The following is an 18,120-nucleotide window of genomic DNA, read 5'->3' as shown; positions in this document are numbered from 1 at the left end:
CGTCACAGAGAACCGGGTCGCACCACCGTAGCGCGCGCGGCACCGCGGAGTTGACCCAAGAGCCGTTCCCGGTGCTTCCGGCCGCCGGGAGAAGCGCCGCCCGCCCGCTGCCGCTCAGCTGCCCGCGCCCGTACGGCCCCAGTCCGGACCGGCCTTGGCCCAGGCCAGGTCGAGCCGCGCGTACCGCCGCCGCTGGAGTCTCCACACGATCAGCCGCCGGCCGGCCTCGATCAGACCGGCGGCCACGGCGGCCACCCCGATCCCCGCCAGCACGGCGTGCGTACGGGCCGTGGTGAGATCCACCGGACGCCTGGCGAGCCGCCCCTCGGCGTCCGTCCAGACCGGGAAGGTCTCGCCCGGCCGGATACGCGGCGGCGCCGACCGGACGACCCCCGTCCGCCGACTTCCGTCCGGGGCCGTCCATCCGGCGATCACCGGCCGGCCGGCGTCGCGCGCGGCCGAGGTCTCGGGGTCGAACGTCACCCGGGCCGTCGCCGTGGCATGACGGACCACCAGGGCCTGTGTGCGGTGGCGTTCCTCGTGCTGCGCCTGGATCGTCCGGCGGAACGCCCCGTCGGTCAGGGCGCCCGAGATCCAGCCAATCGCCGGCACACCGAGGATCATCAGGAGCAGGGCGCCGAGCGCGACCCATGCCTCGACGAGATCGGTCTTTCTGCGCAGCGGGTTGTGCCGCCAGCGCCGGAGTCCCACGACCGCTCGCATCGCGCCGCACCCCTTCCGGTTTCGATCCGTTCCCCAGTCCGTGATAGCCCCGAGGAAGGCGCGGCACGCGCGAAAGGGCCGAAGGGAGAGCGAAATCACCCCTCCGTCCGACGGGCCGGATCCGGCTCCCGCTACGCGGTGAGCACCTTCACCGCGTCTCCGACCTGCACCGTTCCGGTGTTCTCCGGTACCAGATTCTGCCCGAAGATCAGCCGGCCGCCGAACCGGCGGTGCCGGGCCAGGGTGCGCAGGGGCTCCTTGCCGCGCTCGGCCGTCCGCTGGTCGGTCGTGGTGATCACACAGCGCCCGCAGGGCTTGGCGACCCGGAACGTGACCTCGCCGACGGTGACCCGGACCCACTCGTCCTCGGCCCAGGGAGCCGTCCCCGCGACGACGAGATTCGGCCGGAAGCGGTTCAGCGGCAGCGGGCCCTCGTCCGCGTGGTCGCCCTGCGCGATCAGGGAGTTGAGGGCGTCGAGCGAGGAGAGGGAGACGGCGAGGAGGGGGTAGCCGTCGGCGAAGCTGACGGTCTCGCCGGGAAGGCCGTAGCGGGGATCGATCGGCCGGGCGCCCACCGGGTCGCTCAGATGTACCAGCCGGACCTCCACCCCGAGATGGCGGCTGAACCACTCGTGCGCCCGGGCGTCGACGAGTGAGGCGTCAACTCTCGTACCGAAAACGTCCACCACGATGTCATTCGTATGAGCGTCCACCGGGGTGACACCAACGCCCGTTTCCGCTCCGTCTGTTCGCGGGTCGCCCGTACGTACGGCGTTTACTCCCGCACCACTTCTCCCCTGGCCGCCCCTCCGTCGGCCGTCCGCGGGCAACGCGTCCCCTCCGGGGGGCGCCACCTCAAGCCGTTCCCGGCCGGGCGCGTACAGCACGAGACCGCCGCCCGGCAGCAGTTCGGCGCGGGCGAGCGCGAGTCGTGGCTGCTCGCGCTGCGTCACCACGCTGCCCGACTCGTCCACCAGCGTCCATCGGCGGTCGCCCGCCAGACCCCAGGGCTCCACGACCGCGCTGTCGGCCGAGAAACCTCCCACCGATTTCACCGGATGAACGCGCAGCGCACGCAGGACTGGAGAGGACGGCTGAGGCATACGGCCATCCTGCCAGCAGCCCCGGCCTCCCCGGCCGCCTCCTCCCGTCCCGGATTCCCCGGCGCCTACGGCCCTCCAGGGCCGCCCGGTGTCAGTAACCCCGGCTCTGGTAGGGCCGGTTGTAGGGGTCGTCGTACTGCACCGGCGCGGGCGCCGGACGCGGTGCGGCGGGTCGCATCGCCTCGTACCCCGTCGGCGACGCCGGCCGCTGCTGCTGCGGCGGCCTGGGCTGCTGGGGACGCGGCTGCTGAGGCTGCTGCTGGGCCGGGTAGGGCTGGGCGCCCTGGTAGCCGCGGGGCTGCGGGGCCTGCTGCGGGATGTAGGGCGCCGGGGCGTTCTGGAGCGGCACCGGGTGCTGCGCCGGCTGCGGCTGGTACCCGCCGTAGGACGGCGTGGGCTGCGAAGGAGCCGCCGGAAGCGCGGGAAGCGCCGAAGGCAGCGCCGGCAGATAGCTGTTGCTCTGGTAGCTGCTGCCGGTGTCGTAGGCGGAAGGCACTCGGATCGGGGCGATCTGAGGCGTGCCCCGCTCCGCGACCAGTGAGTCGTAGATAGGGGTGTCCGGGAACGACGGCGCGGTGTAGTAACCGCCGCCGTAGGTGGCGCGGGGGGAGGTCATGGAACATAAGTTAAGCCCACGATGTGCTGTCTGGGGAGTCCGATTAGGGGGTTCTTTCGGGAGCTCTGGGCGACTTCGGATCCCCAATGCGAGCGAACTTGGGAAAATCGGTCGTCCGGCGGCGTAGTGATCGTGTAAAGGGCAAGCTCCAAGGGGGTTACCCGTCGGTCCGCCCGGGCGCGACGGCCGCGTCAGCGATTAGGTTTGGCGCAACGGAAAACTCTGGGTCACCTGACTCTCGATGGGGGCGAGCATGTCCATGCTTAAAGGAGCCAATGTTCCGGTGTCGGCACCGAGCGTGCGTGTCGAATTGGGATGGCGTTCAGCGCCCGGGACGCCGGACGTCGACGCGTCGGCGCTCCTGCTGAAGGCGGACAAGGTCCGTTCGGACGCGGACTTCGTTTTCTACAACCAGCCGTCGCACGCGTCCGGCGCGGTCCGGTACGACGGAAAGGGCACAGGCCCCGGCACGGTGACCAACACCCTGTCCGTCGATCTGACCCGGGTGGAGGCCGACATCGAGCGCATCGTCGTCGCCGCGTCGGCGGACGGCGGCAACTTCGGCCGGGTGCCCGGTCTCTACGTACGGGTCGTCGACGCCGCGACCGGCGCCGAGATCGCGCGGTACGACAGCCAGGACGCGACCGTCGAGACGGCGTTCGTCCTCGGCGAGCTCTACCGCCGGCAGGGCGCCTGGAAGTTCCGCTCGGTCGGCCAGGGCTACAGCAGCGGACTGGAGGGCCTGGCAACGGACTTCGGCATCAGCGTCGACGAGCCGCAGCAGGCCGCGCCCGTGCCCCCCGCGCGGCCCGCCCCGGTCGCGGCCCCCACCCCGCCGACGTACACCCCGCCCGCCCCGCCGGCGCCGCCCGCGCCCCCCGTGGCGGCCCCGACGCCCGTGCGGCTCAGCAAGGTCACGCTGACCAAGGACGCGCCGTCGGTCTCCCTGTCGAAGCAGGGCGGCAACTCCGGCGAGATGCGCGTCAATCTCAGCTGGCAGATGCGCAAGCAGTTCAAGGGATGGGGCGCGAAGCTGGGCCGGGCCGTCGCGATGCACGGCGACCTCGACCTCGACCTGTGCGCTCTCTATGAACTCACCGACGGCCGCAAAGGCGTCGTCCAGGCACTCGGTAATGCCTTCGGGGCCCTTCACCAGCCGCCGTTCATCCATCTCGACGGTGACGACCGCACCGGAGGTTCGGCGAACGGCGAGAATCTCAGCATCAACCTCGATCACAAGCACCAACTGCGCCGCGTGGTCATCTTCGTGACGATCTACGAAGGGGCGCGCAGCTTCGCCGATCTCGACGCCACGGTCACACTCCAGCCGCAGAACGGCGCCGCGATCGACTTCTCGCTCGGTGAGTGCACAGTTCCCTCCACGGTCTGCTCGCTGGCATTGATCACCAATACCGGTTCCGATCTCGTGGTCCAGCGCGAAGCGCGTTTCCTCGTACCGGAACGGGGCGTCAGCCCGCAGCGCACCATCGACTACGCCTACGGCTGGGGCATGAACTGGACGCCCGGCCGTAAGTGACCCGGCCCCTCGCGGCCATGCGTCTCAGCGCTCCGGTGCGGCCTCAGGGCGGGCGTACGTACGCCCCTTCCAGGCCGCACCGCGGCCCCGGTAGTGCCGCACGGCCGAGTCGACGGTCATCAGGAGGTAGAGCAGGGCGGTGAAGGGCAGCAGGGGGGCGAGCCAGAGCGACTGCCGGTAGTACCGCAGCATCGGTACGTACGTCCCGGCCATCACCGCCCACGCCCCGCCGCCCAGCAGACCGGCCGGAGCGTCGCCCCCCGACAGGCCCGCGTACACCCCGACCGGCGGCGCCAGATAGACGACCGCGAGCCCGGCCACCGTGCCGACCAGCAGCAGCGGGTTGTGCAGGAGCTGGGCGTACGCGCTCCGCGCCACCATCCGCCACAGATCGGCCAGCCGGGGATAGGGGCGCACGCTGTCCACCCGATCCGCGAGGCCGAGCCAGATCCGGCCCCCGGCCCTTCGCACCGTGCGCGCCAGCGACACGTCGTCGATCACGGCCTGCCGGATGGAGTCGGGGATACGCGCCCGCTCCGCGATCTCCGTCCGCAGGAGCACACAGCCGCCGGCCGCAGCGGCGGTCCTGGCGCCCGGCCTGTTGACCCGGCGGAACGGATACAGCTGCGAGAAGAAGTAGACGAAGGCGGGCACGATCAGCCGCTCCCACGGGCTCGCCACCCGGAGCCTGGCCATCTGCGAGACCAGGTCGAGCCCGTTCGTCCGCGCGGCGGCCACCAGTTCACGCAGACTGTCCGGCTCGTGCGCGATGTCGGCATCCGTAAGGAGGAGGTAGTCCGGGGCTTCCGCGCGTGCCTGTTCGATGCCGTGCCGCAGCGCCCACAGCTTTCCCGTCCAGCCGGGCGCGGGCTCCGGCGGGGAGAGCACCGTCAGCGGAAGCCCGCCCAGCCGGTCGGCCAACTCCCGGGCCAGCGCGCCTGTGCCGTCCGTGCTGGAGTCGTCCACGAGGAAGATCTCCGCCCGCCCCGGATAGTCCTGGGCCAGCAGCGACGGCAGACTCACCGGCAGCATCTCCGCCTCGTCGCGCGCCGGTACGACCACGGCGACCGACGGCCACGTGGACGGAGCCACCCGGGTGGACGGGGCCTCACGCGGCGGCAGCCGCTGATCCGTACGCCAGAAGAACCCCTGACCCAGCAGCAGAAATCCCCACGCGGCGAGCGAGGCCGCGGCGATCCAGGCGATGGTGCTCATTCGCCGCAGTCTGCCCCACATCGGCGGTACCGCAAGGGCGGTCGTCTATGGTGACCGGGTGAAGATCGCGCTGATGGACTCCGGTCTCGGGCTGCTCGCAGCGGCCGCCGCCATGCGCCGGCTGCGGCCGGACGCCGGTCTCGTGCTCTCCTCGGACCCCGGCAGCATGCCCTGGGGACCCCGCACACCGGAGGACGTCGTCGGGCGCGCGCTCACGGTCGCCCGTGCCGCCGCCGCGCACCGTCCCGACGCGCTGATCGTCGCCTGCAACACCGCGTCCGTGCACGCCCTGCCCGCGCTGCGCGCCGCCCTGGAGCCCGGACTTCCCGTCATCGGCACGGTCCCGGCGATCAAGCCGGCGGCGGCCGGGGGAGGGCCGGTCGCGATCTGGGCCACCCCGGCCACCACGGGCAGCCCCTACCAGCGTGACCTCATCGTCACGTTCGCCGCCTCGGTCGACGTCACCGAGGTGCCGTGTCCGGGTCTCGCGGACGCGGTGGAGCACGCCGACGAGGAGGGCATCGCCCGCGCCGTCGCGGCGGCGGCGGCCCGCACTCCGCGTGAGGTAAAAACCGTCGTCCTGGGCTGCACCCATTACGAGCTGGTGGGTGAGCGCATCCGGGAGGCCCTGCGGCACCCCGGTCTGCCGGAGGTGACCCTGCACGGCTCCGCCGGCGCCGTCGCCGCGCAGGCGCTGCGCCGCCTCGGAGCCACCGCCACGCCCGGGACCACGGCCGCCATCGCCGAAGAGCCCGGCGAGCTGACCGTCCTGCTCGGCGGGCAGCGCGCCTCGCTGCCGGACGCGGCCCTCACCTACGCGGAGGGCAGGCTGCTCGCCGAGGCCACGCGCGTGCATCAGTAGGAGACCTCCACCGCGGAAGCGCCGACGGACAACGGCGCGGTTCACCCGGGTGGACCGTTTGCGGGCCTCACGCGCGGATCGTCACGGCGGGGCGGGAAGGGGGCGCCGTCGTGACGGCGCAAGGCGAACATCCCCTCCGCGTCCCCACTCCGGTTACCGCCGCAGCGGTGCCCGCCCGGCGGATCGTGAGTACGCTGCAACCATGACGGAGCACCCCCGGCGAGGGGGGCCTGGCACAGTGCCCCTCCCCGAAGTCTGGACCGGTAGAGCGCACAACCGCATTCAGTGGCTGTTCGCCGTGGTGGGCGTCGCCTGCCTCGCCCTCGGCATCGAGCTGGCTGTCCAGTCCTCCTGGGAGACCGGCATCATCGCGCTGGCCGCGTCGGTGGTCGGCTGTGTCGCCGCCGGGCTGCTGATCCTCTTCGGCACGCTCGCCTTCGTACACGTCGCGGTCAAGGTCGACCACGAGCACCTGGAGGTGCGCTGCGGCCACGCCGGGCTGCCACGCCGCCGTATCCCGCTCGCCCATGTGACCGGCGCCGACTTCGAACCCAGCGTCACACCACGGCAGTGGGGCGGCTGGGGCTACCGCTGGCGGCCCGAGCAGGGCACCGCCGTGGTCGTACGGCGCGGCGAGGGACTGGTGCTGAGCCTCGGCGACGGCAGGACGTTCACGGTGACCGTCGACAACGCGGAGGCGGCCGTCCGCGTCATCCGCGACCGGCTCCGCACGGCGGCCACCGGCAAGGTGACACTCGGCAAGCAGCACCGCGGCACGACGCGGCAGGGCGGAACAGCGCTGGGCGGGTCCGCCGAGTCCTGACCCGAGAGCTCCGTCCCCGTCCCTTGGCGTTGGCGCCGCTTCCGTTCCCGACATCAGACCGGTTCCCGCTCCGGCGACACCTCGTCGGGTGTGCGCGCCGTCGCCAGCCCCGCGAGGAGCCCCGCGCCCGCCGTCACCGGTGTGAAACTCAGGGCGTTGCCCACCGTCGCCACAGCGGCCAGCGCCGTCAGCGCGGCTCCGGCGGTCAGAACGACGGGAGTGGCGCGGGGCGAGCGCCACAGGGCGTACAGAAGCCAGCCGAAGGCCGCCCCCAGCAGCAGTACCCCCGCGACCCCCTGCTCCGCCGCCAGTTGGAACAGCGCCGAGTGCGGCTTGCCGTCCGAGTCCAGCGACTCCATCGCGGTCGGGCTCAGATCGCCGAACCGGTCGGGGCCCGCGCCCAGCAGCGGATTCGCCTGTACGAGATCCACCGCGTCCTCCCACAGAAGAACCCGGTGCGCCGTGAGCTGCCCCTCCAGCGCGGACGCCAGCCCCACGGGCAGCGCCTGTACGGCCACCGCCCAGAAGACGCCGGCCATCAGACACGTCGCGCCCGCGAAACCCGCCAGCCCCAGCAATCGGTGGCGCATCCTCGCCGCGGCGAGTGAGCACAGCAGCACGCCGACGGCCGCCGCCATCCCCGCGACGGAACCGAGCACGGGACCACTGAGGGCGCCCGCGCCCGCGAGTACCAGCAGCGTGTTCCGCCGTCTCGTCGTCCCCGCGGCGGCCGCCGCGCAGCAGGCGGCGCCCACGGCCAGGATCAGCAGCGCCGCGACCGCTCCCGTGTCCCCCGGCGGGGCCGCGCTCTCGGCGGTGTCGCCCGCCGCCAGTTGAAGGCGAGCAGCGCGTCGGCGGACAGGAACGACGGCAGATCCGAACCGCCCTGGTCGGCCGGTCCGCCCCCGCGCGTGTCGCCCTCCGCTCCGGTGGTCCCGTCCGGCGTGTCGCCCGGCGGGCCGATGACGGCGCGCGCCGTCAGCTTGCGCGCCAGCGCCTTCGGCCAGTGCACCTGAACTCCGGTGGCGGCCAGTGCCCGCGACGCCTCCCCGAGCAGTTCGGTGACCTCCTCGTCGGCGAGGTCGATGGCGTCGGGCACCGTGGCGGACAGGAGCGGGGTGAGCGGTGGCCAGGCGCGCGCGGCGCGTCTGAGGGCCAGCAGGGCGTCCATCCGGGCCCGGGGGCCGAAGGCCTCTCCCGAGCCGTCCACGGCCTCCCTGCCGGCCCACACGTCGCCCGCGTCGGCGACGACCGCCGGGTCGCTGACGCTGTGCATCTGGAGGACGGCACGGAAGGCGGAGGCCGACACGGAGCCGTCGCCGTCCGTGGCCCCGCTGTCGGCGGCGGCTCCGGCCGCCACGGCGGCCAGACCGGGCAACTCGACCCGGAGCGACAGCCGTACGCCCGCGTCGTGCCCCGCGGCCACGTCGGCGGCCCAGCCGCGCAGTTCGGGCAGCCTGCGGGGCTCCGGCGCGGCGAACGCGGGAGACCCGGCGGCGATCGGCGCGGCGGGCGTGCGGACGAGACCGTCGGCGACCGCGTCGAGGAACTGCCGCAGCAGTCGCTCGGGTCGGGGCAGCAGCAATGGACCCGTCGTGGTCGCGTCGAGCGGCACGGCGTGCGCGCCGGGCGGCATCGAGGCGGCGAGCGCGCGGACGCGCTCCAGGTCGTCCGGCGTGAGGGGACCGGCCCGCCACGCGTCGTGACCGGTCGCCGAGAGACCGGGCAACAGCCTCCCGCGCGCCGCGAGTTGCAGGGCCAGCAGCGACGCGGCGCCCCAGAAGGCGGTGGCGGGGGAGGCGTGCGCGGTGGCCCTGGCGCGGGTCAGCACGGGCAGCGCGTCCCGTACGGGCAGCGAGAGGGCCCTGACGGTGCGCGGGAGCAGGTCGTCGCCGACCACGGTCAGGTCCCCGACGGAAGCGGCCGATGCCGCCGGCGCGGCCGGCGCGGTCTGTCGAGCGGACGTCGCCGTTCCCGTCGAGGTCGGCGTGTCCGACGCGGCGGGCCAGTCCGGCGGCGCGGCGCCGTCCGGGTCCAGGAAGGCGATCCGGCCGTCCCGGGGCGGGTCGCCGGGCAGGAACAGAGCGTCGCGGCGGGCGAGTTGGGCAATCTGGGAGGGCGTAGCCGCAGGGGGCCTGTGTACGGCGATGACACGTTCCTCAAGTTTGACTAGTGAAGGTGCAGCGGCCGAGGGTACCTCGCCCGGGCCGCGCGCGGACCGGCCCGGACGGTGACAAGAATCATGCCCGCGCCGGGGGGTGTAGGCAGCACCACCCCCTCGGTCGGGAAAAGCCCCCCATCCCCTCCGGGTGTTGGCCGCATGGCTTTGGAGGCCCAACTCCGCGTACGTTTCTCCCCGTCGGCGCGATCAAGCTCCATCCGCGCCACTCGAACGGCCCCCACAGACCTGCCAATTTCCAGCTAAACGATCTACACGATCGTCGGCCTACAGATCCGGAGACCGACATGTCCCAGGCCCCCGCAGAAGTCGCGGAGACCACCACCCCCGGCCCCACGGCCGCCCGTACAGGCGGAAGCGACTTCGCTCCCCTGCTGCGGACGGTCAGGGAGCAGGGCCTCCTCGAACGGCGGACCGCCTGGTACGCCCGCGGAATCGCCGTCAACCTGATCGAGATGGCGGCGATCGTGGTCGGGATGGTGCTGATCGGGGAGTCCTGGTGGGCGCTGCTCCTGGCTCCGGCGCTGGCGCTCGTGTCGTCCCAGATGTCGTTCATCGCGCACGACGCCGGCCACGCGCAGATATTCTCCACGCGCGGGAAGAACCGCGCCGTACAGCTTTTCCACGCCAATCTTCTGCTCGGAATGAGCCAGGACTGGTGGAACGACAAGCACAACCGGCACCACGCGAACCCGAACCATCTGGAGAAGGACCCGGACGTCGGCGCCGACATCCTCGTCTTCGCGCAGCACCAGACCGGGGACCGCACGGGCTTCCGCCGCTGGCTCACCCGCCACCAGGCCGTGATGTTCTTCCCGCTGACGACCCTGGAGGGCATCGCCCTCAAGGTGTACGGATTCCGGTCCGTCTTCTCGCGCGCCACCCAGCGCCAGACGCCGCGTGAGCGCCTCCTCGAAGGCTCGCTGCTCGTGGTGCACGTCGTCGCCTACCTCGCGCTGCTCTTCACGACGCTCACCGTCGGCCAGGCCATCGCCTTCCTGCTGATCCACCAGATGATCTACGGCCTCCACCTGGGCATGGCGTTCGCGCCGAACCACAAGGGCATGAAGATCCCGACCGAGGAGGAGTTCGCGAGCTGGGGGCATCTGCGCCGGCAGGTCCTCACCTCCCGCAACATCCGGGGCGGATTCGTCACCGACTGGTTCCTCGGCGGCCTGAACTACCAGGTCGAGCACCATCTCTTCCCGAGCATGCCCCGCCCGCACCTGAAGCTGGCCCAGCCGCTGGTCCGCGCGTACTGCGAGGAGATGGAGGTCTCCTACGTGGAGACGAGCCTGGTCGACTCCTACCGGCAGGCGCTCGGGCACCTGCACGAGGTCGGGGCCCCGCTGCGCGCCGCCGCCTGACCCCGCGATACGGAACGCCGCTCACCGGCGCATCGGACGCGCGGAGACCGCATAGTGGAACTGGCGGACGTTCGCGAGCGTTCTATCTGCAGTGAGCGGCTTCGGCCGCGAAGGAGGCGTCGAAAATGTCGAGTAGGGCAAAGATCGCTGTCGGGGGAGTGGCCGTCGGTCTTCTCCTGATCCCATTCATCGGATTCTGGATGTCGCTGCTGGTGGTGCTCGGCGTGCCCGCCGTGGCCTATCTGATGCTCGACCCTTCGCAGCGCCGTCGGCTCAAGCGCATAACGCGCAAGGAGATCGGCCGCTGACGCCTCGCTGACCTGCGGAGAAGCCCCCGTACTCACACCCCGACCCATGATGTGGTCGCGGACCGTACGGGGGCTCGTGGGCCCTGGAGCCGGTCAGGACGGGCGGAGAGCGATTCCGTCCAGCGCGTCGAGGAGCTTCGGCAGCTCCGGTCCCCGGCCGACGGGCAGCACTTCGTTCGGTTCGTCGTCCAGCAGGATGTAGGCGATGTCGTCCGTTCTGGCGACGAGCGACCAGCCGGGGCCGTCGGCCCGCAGCATCCGCGCACCGGCGGGCGCGAAGCCGGAGCGAATCCTGCCCGGTGGCGGTGATGACTCCAGGTAGCCACGCAGTTCCTTCAGGACGCGACGAACCCCGTCGTGAAGGGCTTCCGTGCCGTCCAGCCCGCCGCCGTCCCCGCCTCCGCCCCCGGCGTCGTCCGATTCGGTCTTCTTCGCGGGAGCCCCGCCCCGGTCGTCGGCGGAAGCGGCACTCGCACGCGCACCGGCCTTCGCACCGGCGTCCGCGTCGGCACGCTGCTCCGCCTCCTCGGAGTCGAACTGTTCACGCCAGGCCTCCCACTGGAGCGCGATCTCGTCCGCCCCGAGACGGCGCTGCGCCGACCCCCACCTCGTCGTGTCGGGCGGCGTGAGCGGCGGTCTCGCCCCGTCGTCCTCTCCCGGCTCCGGACCGGGATCGTGCGGGTCCGGAATGCCCGGTGCCGCGACGGCGAGGGCCACCGGCCAGCCGGGAAGCGCCGCCACCACCGTGCGCTCGTCGGGCGACAGGTCGTACTCCATCCCGCAGTCCCACGCGGCGATGGCGACGGCCACCAGTGACACGTCGTCGACGGCCACGGTCCAGCGCGCGCCGCCGCCGTCCTGGCCGAGCACCAGACCGTATCCGCGGTCGTACGGCTCCAGCCCGAGAGCCGCGCACGCCTCGGGGAAGTCGTCGCCGAGGACGCTGGGGAACTGCGCCGGTGTCAGCAGGAGGGCCGACAGTACAAACAGCGCGTCCTCATCGGCGGATTCGTCCGTACCTGTCACGGCACCTACCCATCCGAACGGTCGTGTCCGATCAGTCGTCGGCGCACCTTAGCCAGTCGGCCGCCCGGCCGTCGAGAGGTCGGAGGTCACCCACGTACGTCCGGACCGCCCCGCCGGGCCGCCGGCAGCCCGAGAAGGCTGCGCGCCACCTGGTCGGGCGTCTCGTCCCGCTCGCGCGCCAGCGCTATCACCGCACGGCAGGCAAGCTCACTGACACCGAAGGACAGCGCCTCGGGAGAGACCCAACCGGACGCCTCGTCCATCCGGTCCTGGTCGTCGTCGGCGGTCGCCGCCACGTAGGAGGCCGCCGCCTCGAACAGGTTGTGCTGCCGTGTCTTGGTACGGGGGGACGCCGCAGGCTCGGCGACCGGTGTGGCGGTGCGGCCCGGTACGAGCAGCCGACGCAGTTTGTCGAACATCGTCCGTCCACCTTTCGCCCATCCCTCGGGACCCCCGCCTCCTACCAGGGTTCGATACCCGTTCATGTGATGGTGCACTCGGCGCGTCCGTGCGTACTACCCGGCCGTCGTGGGGGCTCTCCCCGGGGCTCAGTCCTCCCGTAGGGCGAGTGCGAGGAAGCGGGCGTCCTCGTCCACGTACGAGATCAGCCGCCAGCCGGCGCCGGCGAGCAGGGGACGCAGCGTGCCCTCGGCGCGCAGATCGTCCGGTGTGATCCGCCGACCCTGCCGGGCGGCCAGCGCGGCGCGCCCGATCGGGTGGAAGAGCGCCAGCCGGCCACCGGGCCGTACGACCCGTGCCAGCTCCCGCAGATTCGTCGCCGGCTCGGGCAGGTGCGCGATCAGTCCGGCGGCGAAGACCGCGTCGAGGGAGCCCGTGCGCAGAGGCAGGCGTGCCACGTCCGCGAGCAGCAGGGCGCCGACGGCGTCACGACCGCTCCGTACGGCCGCCGTGAGCATCTCGGGCGTGAGATCGGCCCCCAGCACCCTGCCCCGGGGCCCCACGACGTCACGCAGGGCCGTCAGGGCCCTCCCGGTGCCGCACCCCGCGTCCAGGACGCTGTCACCGGGACGCAGCCCCATGCCGGCCGCCGCGGCGGCGTAGGCGGGGCCGTCGTCCGGGAAGCGCGCGTCCCAGTCCGCCGCCCGGACGCCGAAGAATTCCTGTACGTGCGCGTGGTCGTCGGCCATGGGCACATGATCCCCCGCCGGGGACCACCCGCACCCCGCCCGCCGCGTACCGCCCACGTGGGGGCGAGGCGTGCGTACGCGCGCGCCGGGTACCCGGACGGCCGCCGCGCCCGCGTTGCGGGCCCGCCCGTACCGCGCGAGTGTCGGAGAAAACCGAGTCAGAGGAGGCTTGTCCCATGCCCATCGCCACGGTCAATCCCGCCACCGGCGAGACCCTCAAGACGTTCGACGCCATGGGGTCCGACGAGATCGAGCGGCGCCTGGCCGCGGCTGCCACCGCCTTCGACCGGTACCGCCTGACGGACTTCGACGACCGGGCGGCGATGATGAACCGCGCCGCCGACCTCCTTGAGGAGGACCAGGACGAGATCGCCCGCACCATGACCACCGAGATGGGCAAGCCGATCGCCGCCGCACGCGCGGAGGCGGCGAAGTGTGCCAAGTCGATGCGCTGGTACGCGCGGCACGCGAGCCGGCTGCTCGCCGACGAGCACCCGTCGGACGCCGACGTACGGGACTCGGGGGCGGCGCGCGCGTACGTGCGCTACCGGCCGCTCGGCGTCGTGCTGGCGGTCATGCCGTGGAACTTCCCGCTCTGGCAGGTCGTCCGGTTCGCCGCGCCCGCCCTGATGGCGGGCAACGTCGGACTGCTCAAGCACGCGTCGAACGTCCCGCAGACCGCGCTGTATCTGGGCGACCTCTTCAGGAGGGCGGGCTTCCCCGAGGGCTGCTTCCAGACGCTGCTCGTAGGGTCCCGCGCGGTAGAGGCCGTCCTGCGCGACCGTCGGGTGGCGGCGGCGACCCTCACGGGCAGTGAGCCCGCCGGGCGCTCGGTCGCCGCGGTGGCCGGCGACGAGGTGAAGCGGACCGTACTCGAACTCGGCGGCAGCGACCCGTACATCGTGATGCCGTCGGCGGACATCGACCGCGCCGCGCGGGTCGCGGTGACCGCCCGCGTACAGAACAACGGGCAGTCCTGCATCGCGGCCAAGCGTTTCATCGTGCACGCCGACGTCTACGACGCGTTCGGTGAACGCTTCGTCGCCGGGATGCGGAAGCTGACGGTCGGCGACCCCATGGACGAGTCCACCGACGTCGGCCCCCTCTCCAGCGAACAGGGCCGCACGGACCTGGAGGAGCTGGTCGACGACGCGGTCAACCGCGGCGCCATGGCCCGCTGCGGCGGGCGGCGCCCCGACGGGCTCGGCGGCGGCTGGTACTACGAACCCACCGTCCTTACGGATGTCTCCGCCGACATGCGCATCCACCACGAGGAGGCGTTCGGTCCGGTCGCCACCATGTACCGCGTCGACGGTCTCGACGAGGCGGTGGGCGTCGCCAACGACACGCCGTTCGGCCTGAGTTCCAATGTGTGGACGCGCGACGACGAGGAGGTACTCCGCTTCGTACGCGACCTCCAGGCGGGCGGTGTCTTCTTCAACGGGATGACCGCCTCCCACCCCGCGCTTCCCTTCGGCGGCGTCAAGTGCTCCGGCTACGGGCGGGAGTTGTCGGACCACGGGATCCGCGAGTTCTGCAACGTCACGACCGTCTGGCACGGTGCCGAGCCCGACGGGGACAGCTGAGAAGTCCCGCCACAGCTCTCGAATGCCGGGCTGTGCCCCTGAACACCCCTTGTTTGCAGGGGGTGTTCAGGGGCACACGCAGTTCGTGCTTCGGACAGGAGGCACGTCCGTGGAGCGGCGTACCGCTCCGGGCGTCGCCCGGCGGCCGGCCGTGCGCTCCCCCGGTGACGACGGCCGCGTCGAGCGAGGAGCTGAAGAGCATCATGACCCCTCGGGTGATGGCCTACCGGGTGAGGCACGAGGATGTCCCTGACACCTCCGAGGCCTTCGAGCGGGCCGTCCGGCTGCCGGACGGGCCCGAGAGAATCCGGGAGCGCGGGGAGATCGTCTGCGCGTGGCTCCCGATGGCCGACAGGCTGGCCGGACGGTTCCGGCACCGGGGCGAGGCGCTGGAGGATCTGAGGCAGGTCGCGGCCATCGGACTCGTGAAGGCCGTGGAGCGCTACGACCCGCACCGGGGCACCGCGTTCGAGAGTTTCGCCGTGCCCACGATCACCGGGGAGCTCAAGCGGCACTTCCGTGACCGCCTCTGGTCGGTCCATGTGCCGCGGCGGGTGCAGGAGCTACGGGGCCGTGTACGGGACGCCCGGGACGAACTGGCCCAGCGGCACGGGGTCCTGGCACCGACGGTCGAGGAGATCGCCCTGCACGCGGGAATGACCGAGGACGAGGTGGTCATGGGCGTCGAGGCGATGGACTGCTTCAGCGTGCTGTCGCTCGACGCGAGTCCCGCCTCCCCGGAGGAGGGACCGACGCTCGGTGACTCCCTCGGCGCGCCGGACAAGGCGCTGGACGCGGTGATCGACCGCGAGGCGGTCAAGCCGCGGCTGCGCCGGCTTCCCGACCGCGAGAAGAAGATCCTCTATCTGAGGTTCTTCCGGGGGATGACGCAGAGCAGCATCGCCGAGGACCTCGGCATCTCGCAGATGCATGTCTCGCGGCTGATCAACGACTCCTGCGCGCGTATCCGTAGGGATGTGATGCGCGACGCCGCCTAGGTAGGAGGCGGGGGCGCGGCGGCAAGGCGCCGCGCCCGGTCCTCCGGCGCCGGACCGGCTGTCCGGCCCAGGAGGACGGACCCGCGCGCTCAGGACGGGGTCGCCCCGGCTCCGTCCTGGTGCGGAATCCCGGTCCCGGCGCCCGCCCCGTGGCCGTACTGCTCCGCCTGCATGTGGAACATCGCGGCGTATCTGCCGTTCTCCGCCAACAGGCTCTCGTGGTCGCCCTGTTCGACGAGCCGGCCCTCGTGCAGTACGTAGATGAGGTCGGCGTACCGCACGCCCGACATGCGGTGGGTGACGAGCACGACGGCCCTCCGCTCGTCGGCCAGCCCTCTGATCCGGTCGAAGGCCGCGATCTCCGCCTCCGGGTCGAGGGCCGATGTGGGCTCGTCCACCACGATCACCTGGGCGTCCCGGTAGTGCGCGCGGGCCAGGCCGAACTTCTGCCACTGCCCGCCGGACAGTTCGGAGGCGCCCCGGAACACCCGGGCCAGCAGGGTCCGGAAGCCGTTCGGCAGAGACTCGGCGACCAGGTCCGCACCCGAGTACCGGGCCGCCGCCTCCAGATCACCGTCGGCGGCGTCCGGCCGGCCGATCTCGATGTTGGCAGCCGCCGTCACCGGCCAGCGCTCGAAGTCCTGTGTGAGCAGCGCCACCCGGTCGAAGATCTGCTCGCGGTCCGCCTCGGCGATGTCGACACCGTCCCACGCCAGCCGCCCGCTGTCGGGCAGGTGAAGGCCCGCGAGCAGCTTCACGAGCGTGCTCTTGCCGGAGCCGTTCTCACCGACCAGGGCGACCACCGAGCCCACCGGGATCACCAGGGAGAGGTCCGAGAGCGCGGGCGTCTCCCGGTCCGGATACCTGAAGCAGACCCCCTCCAGGGTGATCACCTCCGTCGGTTCGGGGACCGGGAGCCCGCCCGACGGGATGGACCTGTCGGCGGCCTCCGCGAGAAACCTCTCCATGTCGCGTACGTACAGGGACTCCTCGTGCAGCGAGTTCGTGTTCATCACCAGGGCGCCCAGGCTCGCCGAGCCCGCGCGGACGGCGACCACCGCCGTGCCCGCGACGGCCAGGTCCATCCGGCCCGACATGATGAGCGCCGCCATCGCCCCGTACGTGATGAGCGAGGCCACTCCCGACAGGGCGGCGGCGAGCAGTTCGGTGACGGCCTTGTCCTTGGCCAGGCGCGTCGCCTCGGCCTCGGCGCTGTCAGCCATGTTGCGGTAGTGCCGCAGGAGGAAGGGGCCCACGGCGTGCACCCGGATCTCGTGCGCGGCCGAGCGGGACGTGAGCAGTGCGGCGATGAGGCGGCTCGCGCGAAGGTGCTCGACCCAGGACATCACCGACACGTACCGCCGCTGCGACACCCGCATCGCGCCCCAGCCGCGCGGCGCCGCGATCAGCAGGAGCATCGGCAGCAGCAGCGGGTGCAGCACGGTCAGTACGCCGCCGACGGCGAGCAGCGAGATGATCCCGTTCATGGTGGCGACGCAGGCGCCGATCATCTCCCGCGCCGAGGGCGGGCCGAACTGCGCGGTGTCGATCAGACGACGGAACTCGCCGTCCTCGATCGCCTCCAGCTCCACTCCTGCGGCGGCGCGTAAGTACTGCTCGTTCGCGGCCCGTTCGACCTTCGGCTCCAGCCGGCCGGCCGCCGATGTCGACCACGACGCCAGGAGCGCGCCCACCACCGCGACCAGCGCGCCGACGATCAGGGCGGGCAGCGCGTCGGAGACCCGGTCGGCGGCGCTTCCGCCGGCCAGCAGTGAGCCGAGCACCGAGTTGACCACCAGCAGACCGAGCGCGGCCGTAAGCCCCTGCCCGGCCTCCGCGACGCCGACGGACACCAGCGCAGGCCGGTCCGTCCGCCAGGCGAGGCGCAGAGTGCCCGCGACCATTCTCGGCATCGCGCGCACGGCGGAGAGCAGGCTGAGTTCGAGCGAGGCCCACTCGTGGTCGGCCCAGCCCTTGTCGTAGCGGAGCGGTCCGCCGAACAGTTCGCGTTCGCTGTCCGACACCACGTTCTCGGGGGGCTTGGGGCGCTTCAGCAGTCTCACGCGGCGTCACCCCGGACTTCCCCTCGGGCGTCTCGGTATTCGTCAACCGGACGCATCGGGGGTGGGGCCGAGATCAGCGGTTCTTCGAACGTGGGGTGAACGGCGAAGGGCGTGGAGACGAGCTTCATGGGTCCTCCAGGAGCGACGTCGATGTGCCGGGCGTGGGATGAACGCTGCTGATTAAGCGGTCGTAACGGGGGAGCGAGGCGAATTCTCGACGGGAAGGTCCGAGCCTGGGGCGGTGGCGGGTCGTTCTCCGGGAAAGTGGCCGTAATCCTGTGTTCGTTTAACTCATGTGTCGGCGGAGCCTCGATCGAGTGAGTGCGTTGCGGCGGTGAATTGACTTAAGGCCCGGCTCGGCGCCGGACGCTGGGGAGGGCGCGCGGTCTGTCGCCATAGGCGGGCCGAGGCGTTGCGAACGCACACGGCCGAACCGATGGTGATCGTTCCGATTGGCGGGAACGGCCGGTTCCGTGTGATGTTTCCAGGCCGCTGGACCGCTTGCCCGTGAGCATTCGGTGCGCGAGGCTGGCGACCGGCAGGGGAGATACGGGGCACAGGGCGCG

At 72.1% G+C, this 18,120-nt stretch carries 16 protein-coding genes and 1 pseudogene; 7 read left to right on the top strand and 10 right to left on the bottom strand.

Annotated elements, in window-relative coordinates; genetic code table 11:
* Positions 1 to 114: 114 nt before the first annotated feature.
* The 3 genes from ACFWU9_RS29160 to ACFWU9_RS29150 form a co-directional block, all read right to left on the bottom strand.
* The gene (locus ACFWU9_RS29160; protein WP_384323635.1) at positions 115 to 723 is read right to left on the bottom strand and encodes a hypothetical protein; all 609 of its coding nucleotides are present in this window, start codon (positions 721 to 723) and stop codon (positions 115 to 117) included.
* A 131-nt stretch (positions 724 to 854) separates the two neighbouring features.
* On the bottom strand, positions 855 to 1,826 hold the full coding sequence (locus ACFWU9_RS29155; RefSeq protein WP_384323633.1) for an MOSC domain-containing protein: 972 nt from the start codon (positions 1,824 to 1,826) through the stop codon (positions 855 to 857).
* Between the two features lie 91 nt (positions 1,827 to 1,917).
* Complete coding sequence (locus ACFWU9_RS29150; protein ID WP_384323630.1) at positions 1,918 to 2,442, bottom strand: DUF6643 family protein; 525 nt, start codon at positions 2,440 to 2,442, stop codon at positions 1,918 to 1,920.
* Between the two features lie 253 nt (positions 2,443 to 2,695).
* Here ACFWU9_RS29150 and ACFWU9_RS29145 point away from each other — a divergent pair, with 253 nt between their 5' ends.
* Positions 2,696 to 3,979, top strand: coding sequence for a TerD family protein (locus tag ACFWU9_RS29145; protein ID WP_384323628.1), 1,284 nt, complete (start codon positions 2,696 to 2,698; stop codon positions 3,977 to 3,979).
* A gap of 24 nt (positions 3,980 to 4,003) precedes the next feature.
* Here the strand turns inward: ACFWU9_RS29145 and ACFWU9_RS29140 are convergent, their stop codons facing one another.
* Positions 4,004 to 5,194, bottom strand: coding sequence for a glycosyltransferase (locus ACFWU9_RS29140; protein WP_384323626.1), 1,191 nt, complete (start codon positions 5,192 to 5,194; stop codon positions 4,004 to 4,006).
* A 58-nt stretch (positions 5,195 to 5,252) separates the two neighbouring features.
* Here ACFWU9_RS29140 and ACFWU9_RS29135 point away from each other — a divergent pair, with 58 nt between their 5' ends.
* Entirely contained in the window at positions 5,253 to 6,056 is an 804-nt protein-coding gene (locus ACFWU9_RS29135) for a glutamate racemase (RefSeq protein ID WP_384323624.1), read from the top strand.
* 202 nt (positions 6,057 to 6,258) lie between these two features.
* On the top strand, positions 6,259 to 6,879 hold the full coding sequence (locus ACFWU9_RS29130) for a hypothetical protein (RefSeq protein WP_384323621.1): 621 nt from the start codon (positions 6,259 to 6,261) through the stop codon (positions 6,877 to 6,879).
* A 53-nt stretch (positions 6,880 to 6,932) separates the two neighbouring features.
* Here the strand turns inward: ACFWU9_RS29130 and ACFWU9_RS29125 are convergent, their stop codons facing one another.
* Positions 6,933 to 7,634, bottom strand: a complete 702-nt coding sequence (locus ACFWU9_RS29125; RefSeq protein WP_384323619.1) for an O-antigen ligase family protein — start codon at positions 7,632 to 7,634, stop codon at positions 6,933 to 6,935.
* Positions 7,635 to 7,699: 65 nt separating this feature from the next.
* Positions 7,700 to 9,028 (bottom strand): annotated as a pseudogene (locus tag ACFWU9_RS29120) (SNF2 helicase-associated domain-containing protein); the annotation flags it as partial.
* A 317-nt stretch (positions 9,029 to 9,345) separates the two neighbouring features.
* On the opposite strand from ACFWU9_RS29120, the gene ACFWU9_RS29115 reads away from it, so the two are divergent.
* Positions 9,346 to 10,425, top strand: a complete 1,080-nt coding sequence (locus ACFWU9_RS29115; protein WP_384323617.1) for a fatty acid desaturase family protein — start codon at positions 9,346 to 9,348, stop codon at positions 10,423 to 10,425.
* A 125-nt stretch (positions 10,426 to 10,550) separates the two neighbouring features.
* Positions 10,551 to 10,733: a hypothetical protein gene (locus ACFWU9_RS29110; RefSeq protein WP_189107215.1), complete on the top strand. Its 183-nt coding sequence runs from the start codon at positions 10,551 to 10,553 to the stop codon at positions 10,731 to 10,733.
* Between the two features lie 93 nt (positions 10,734 to 10,826).
* Here ACFWU9_RS29110 and ACFWU9_RS29105 read toward each other — a convergent pair whose 3' ends face one another.
* The 3 genes from ACFWU9_RS29105 to ACFWU9_RS29095 all read right to left on the bottom strand — a co-directional run bounded on the left by ACFWU9_RS29105 (position 10,827) and on the right by ACFWU9_RS29095 (position 12,907).
* Positions 10,827 to 11,759, bottom strand: coding sequence for a hypothetical protein (locus ACFWU9_RS29105; protein ID WP_384323615.1), 933 nt, complete (start codon positions 11,757 to 11,759; stop codon positions 10,827 to 10,829).
* 86 nt (positions 11,760 to 11,845) lie between these two features.
* Entirely contained in the window at positions 11,846 to 12,178 is a 333-nt protein-coding gene (locus tag ACFWU9_RS29100) for a hypothetical protein (RefSeq protein ID WP_384323612.1), read from the bottom strand.
* Between the two features lie 129 nt (positions 12,179 to 12,307).
* Positions 12,308 to 12,907: a class I SAM-dependent methyltransferase gene (locus ACFWU9_RS29095; protein ID WP_384323609.1), complete on the bottom strand. Its 600-nt coding sequence runs from the start codon at positions 12,905 to 12,907 to the stop codon at positions 12,308 to 12,310.
* Between the two features lie 176 nt (positions 12,908 to 13,083).
* On the opposite strand from ACFWU9_RS29095, the gene ACFWU9_RS29090 reads away from it, so the two are divergent.
* Together ACFWU9_RS29090 and ACFWU9_RS29085 are read left to right on the top strand one after the other, a co-directional pair.
* Entirely contained in the window at positions 13,084 to 14,493 is a 1,410-nt protein-coding gene (locus ACFWU9_RS29090) for an NADP-dependent succinic semialdehyde dehydrogenase (protein WP_384323607.1), read from the top strand.
* Between the two features lie 203 nt (positions 14,494 to 14,696).
* Positions 14,697 to 15,491, top strand: coding sequence for a SigB/SigF/SigG family RNA polymerase sigma factor (locus tag ACFWU9_RS29085; RefSeq protein ID WP_384323702.1), 795 nt, complete (start codon positions 14,697 to 14,699; stop codon positions 15,489 to 15,491).
* Between the two features lie 89 nt (positions 15,492 to 15,580).
* Here the strand turns inward: ACFWU9_RS29085 and ACFWU9_RS29080 are convergent, their stop codons facing one another.
* On the bottom strand, positions 15,581 to 17,554 hold the full coding sequence (locus ACFWU9_RS29080) for an ABC transporter ATP-binding protein (protein WP_384323605.1): 1,974 nt from the start codon (positions 17,552 to 17,554) through the stop codon (positions 15,581 to 15,583).
* Positions 17,555 to 18,120: the final 566 nt, after the last annotated feature.

Origin of the sequence: Streptomyces sp. NPDC058653 (genome assembly GCF_042716895.1) — a bacterium.
Lineage (GTDB): Bacteria > Actinomycetota > Actinomycetes > Streptomycetales > Streptomycetaceae > Streptomyces.
Note: the sequence above shows the minus strand (reverse complement) of the source record. Positions and strands in the feature narration are given on the sequence as shown.

Excerpts from the sequence above, each read along its gene's own strand:
- ACFWU9_RS29140 (WP_384323626.1), bottom strand. The coding sequence starts at position 5,194 with ATGAGCACCATCGCCTGGATCGCCGCGGCCTCGCTCGCCGCGTGGGGA.
- ACFWU9_RS29130 (WP_384323621.1), top strand. The coding sequence starts at position 6,259 with ATGACGGAGCACCCCCGGCGAGGGGGGCCTGGCACAGTGCCCCTCCCC.
- ACFWU9_RS29095 (WP_384323609.1), bottom strand. The coding sequence starts at position 12,907 with ATGGCCGACGACCACGCGCACGTACAGGAATTCTTCGGCGTCCGGGCG.
- ACFWU9_RS29110 (WP_189107215.1), top strand. The coding sequence starts at position 10,551 with ATGTCGAGTAGGGCAAAGATCGCTGTCGGGGGAGTGGCCGTCGGTCTT.
- ACFWU9_RS29115 (WP_384323617.1), top strand. The coding sequence starts at position 9,346 with ATGTCCCAGGCCCCCGCAGAAGTCGCGGAGACCACCACCCCCGGCCCC.
- ACFWU9_RS29100 (WP_384323612.1), bottom strand. The coding sequence starts at position 12,178 with ATGTTCGACAAACTGCGTCGGCTGCTCGTACCGGGCCGCACCGCCACA.
- ACFWU9_RS29155 (WP_384323633.1), bottom strand. The coding sequence starts at position 1,826 with ATGCCTCAGCCGTCCTCTCCAGTCCTGCGTGCGCTGCGCGTTCATCCG.
- ACFWU9_RS29090 (WP_384323607.1), top strand. The coding sequence starts at position 13,084 with ATGCCCATCGCCACGGTCAATCCCGCCACCGGCGAGACCCTCAAGACG.
- ACFWU9_RS29160 (WP_384323635.1), bottom strand. The coding sequence starts at position 723 with ATGCGAGCGGTCGTGGGACTCCGGCGCTGGCGGCACAACCCGCTGCGC.
- ACFWU9_RS29085 (WP_384323702.1), top strand. The coding sequence starts at position 14,697 with ATGACCCCTCGGGTGATGGCCTACCGGGTGAGGCACGAGGATGTCCCT.
- ACFWU9_RS29150 (WP_384323630.1), bottom strand. The coding sequence starts at position 2,442 with ATGACCTCCCCCCGCGCCACCTACGGCGGCGGTTACTACACCGCGCCG.
- ACFWU9_RS29145 (WP_384323628.1), top strand. The coding sequence starts at position 2,696 with ATGTCCATGCTTAAAGGAGCCAATGTTCCGGTGTCGGCACCGAGCGTG.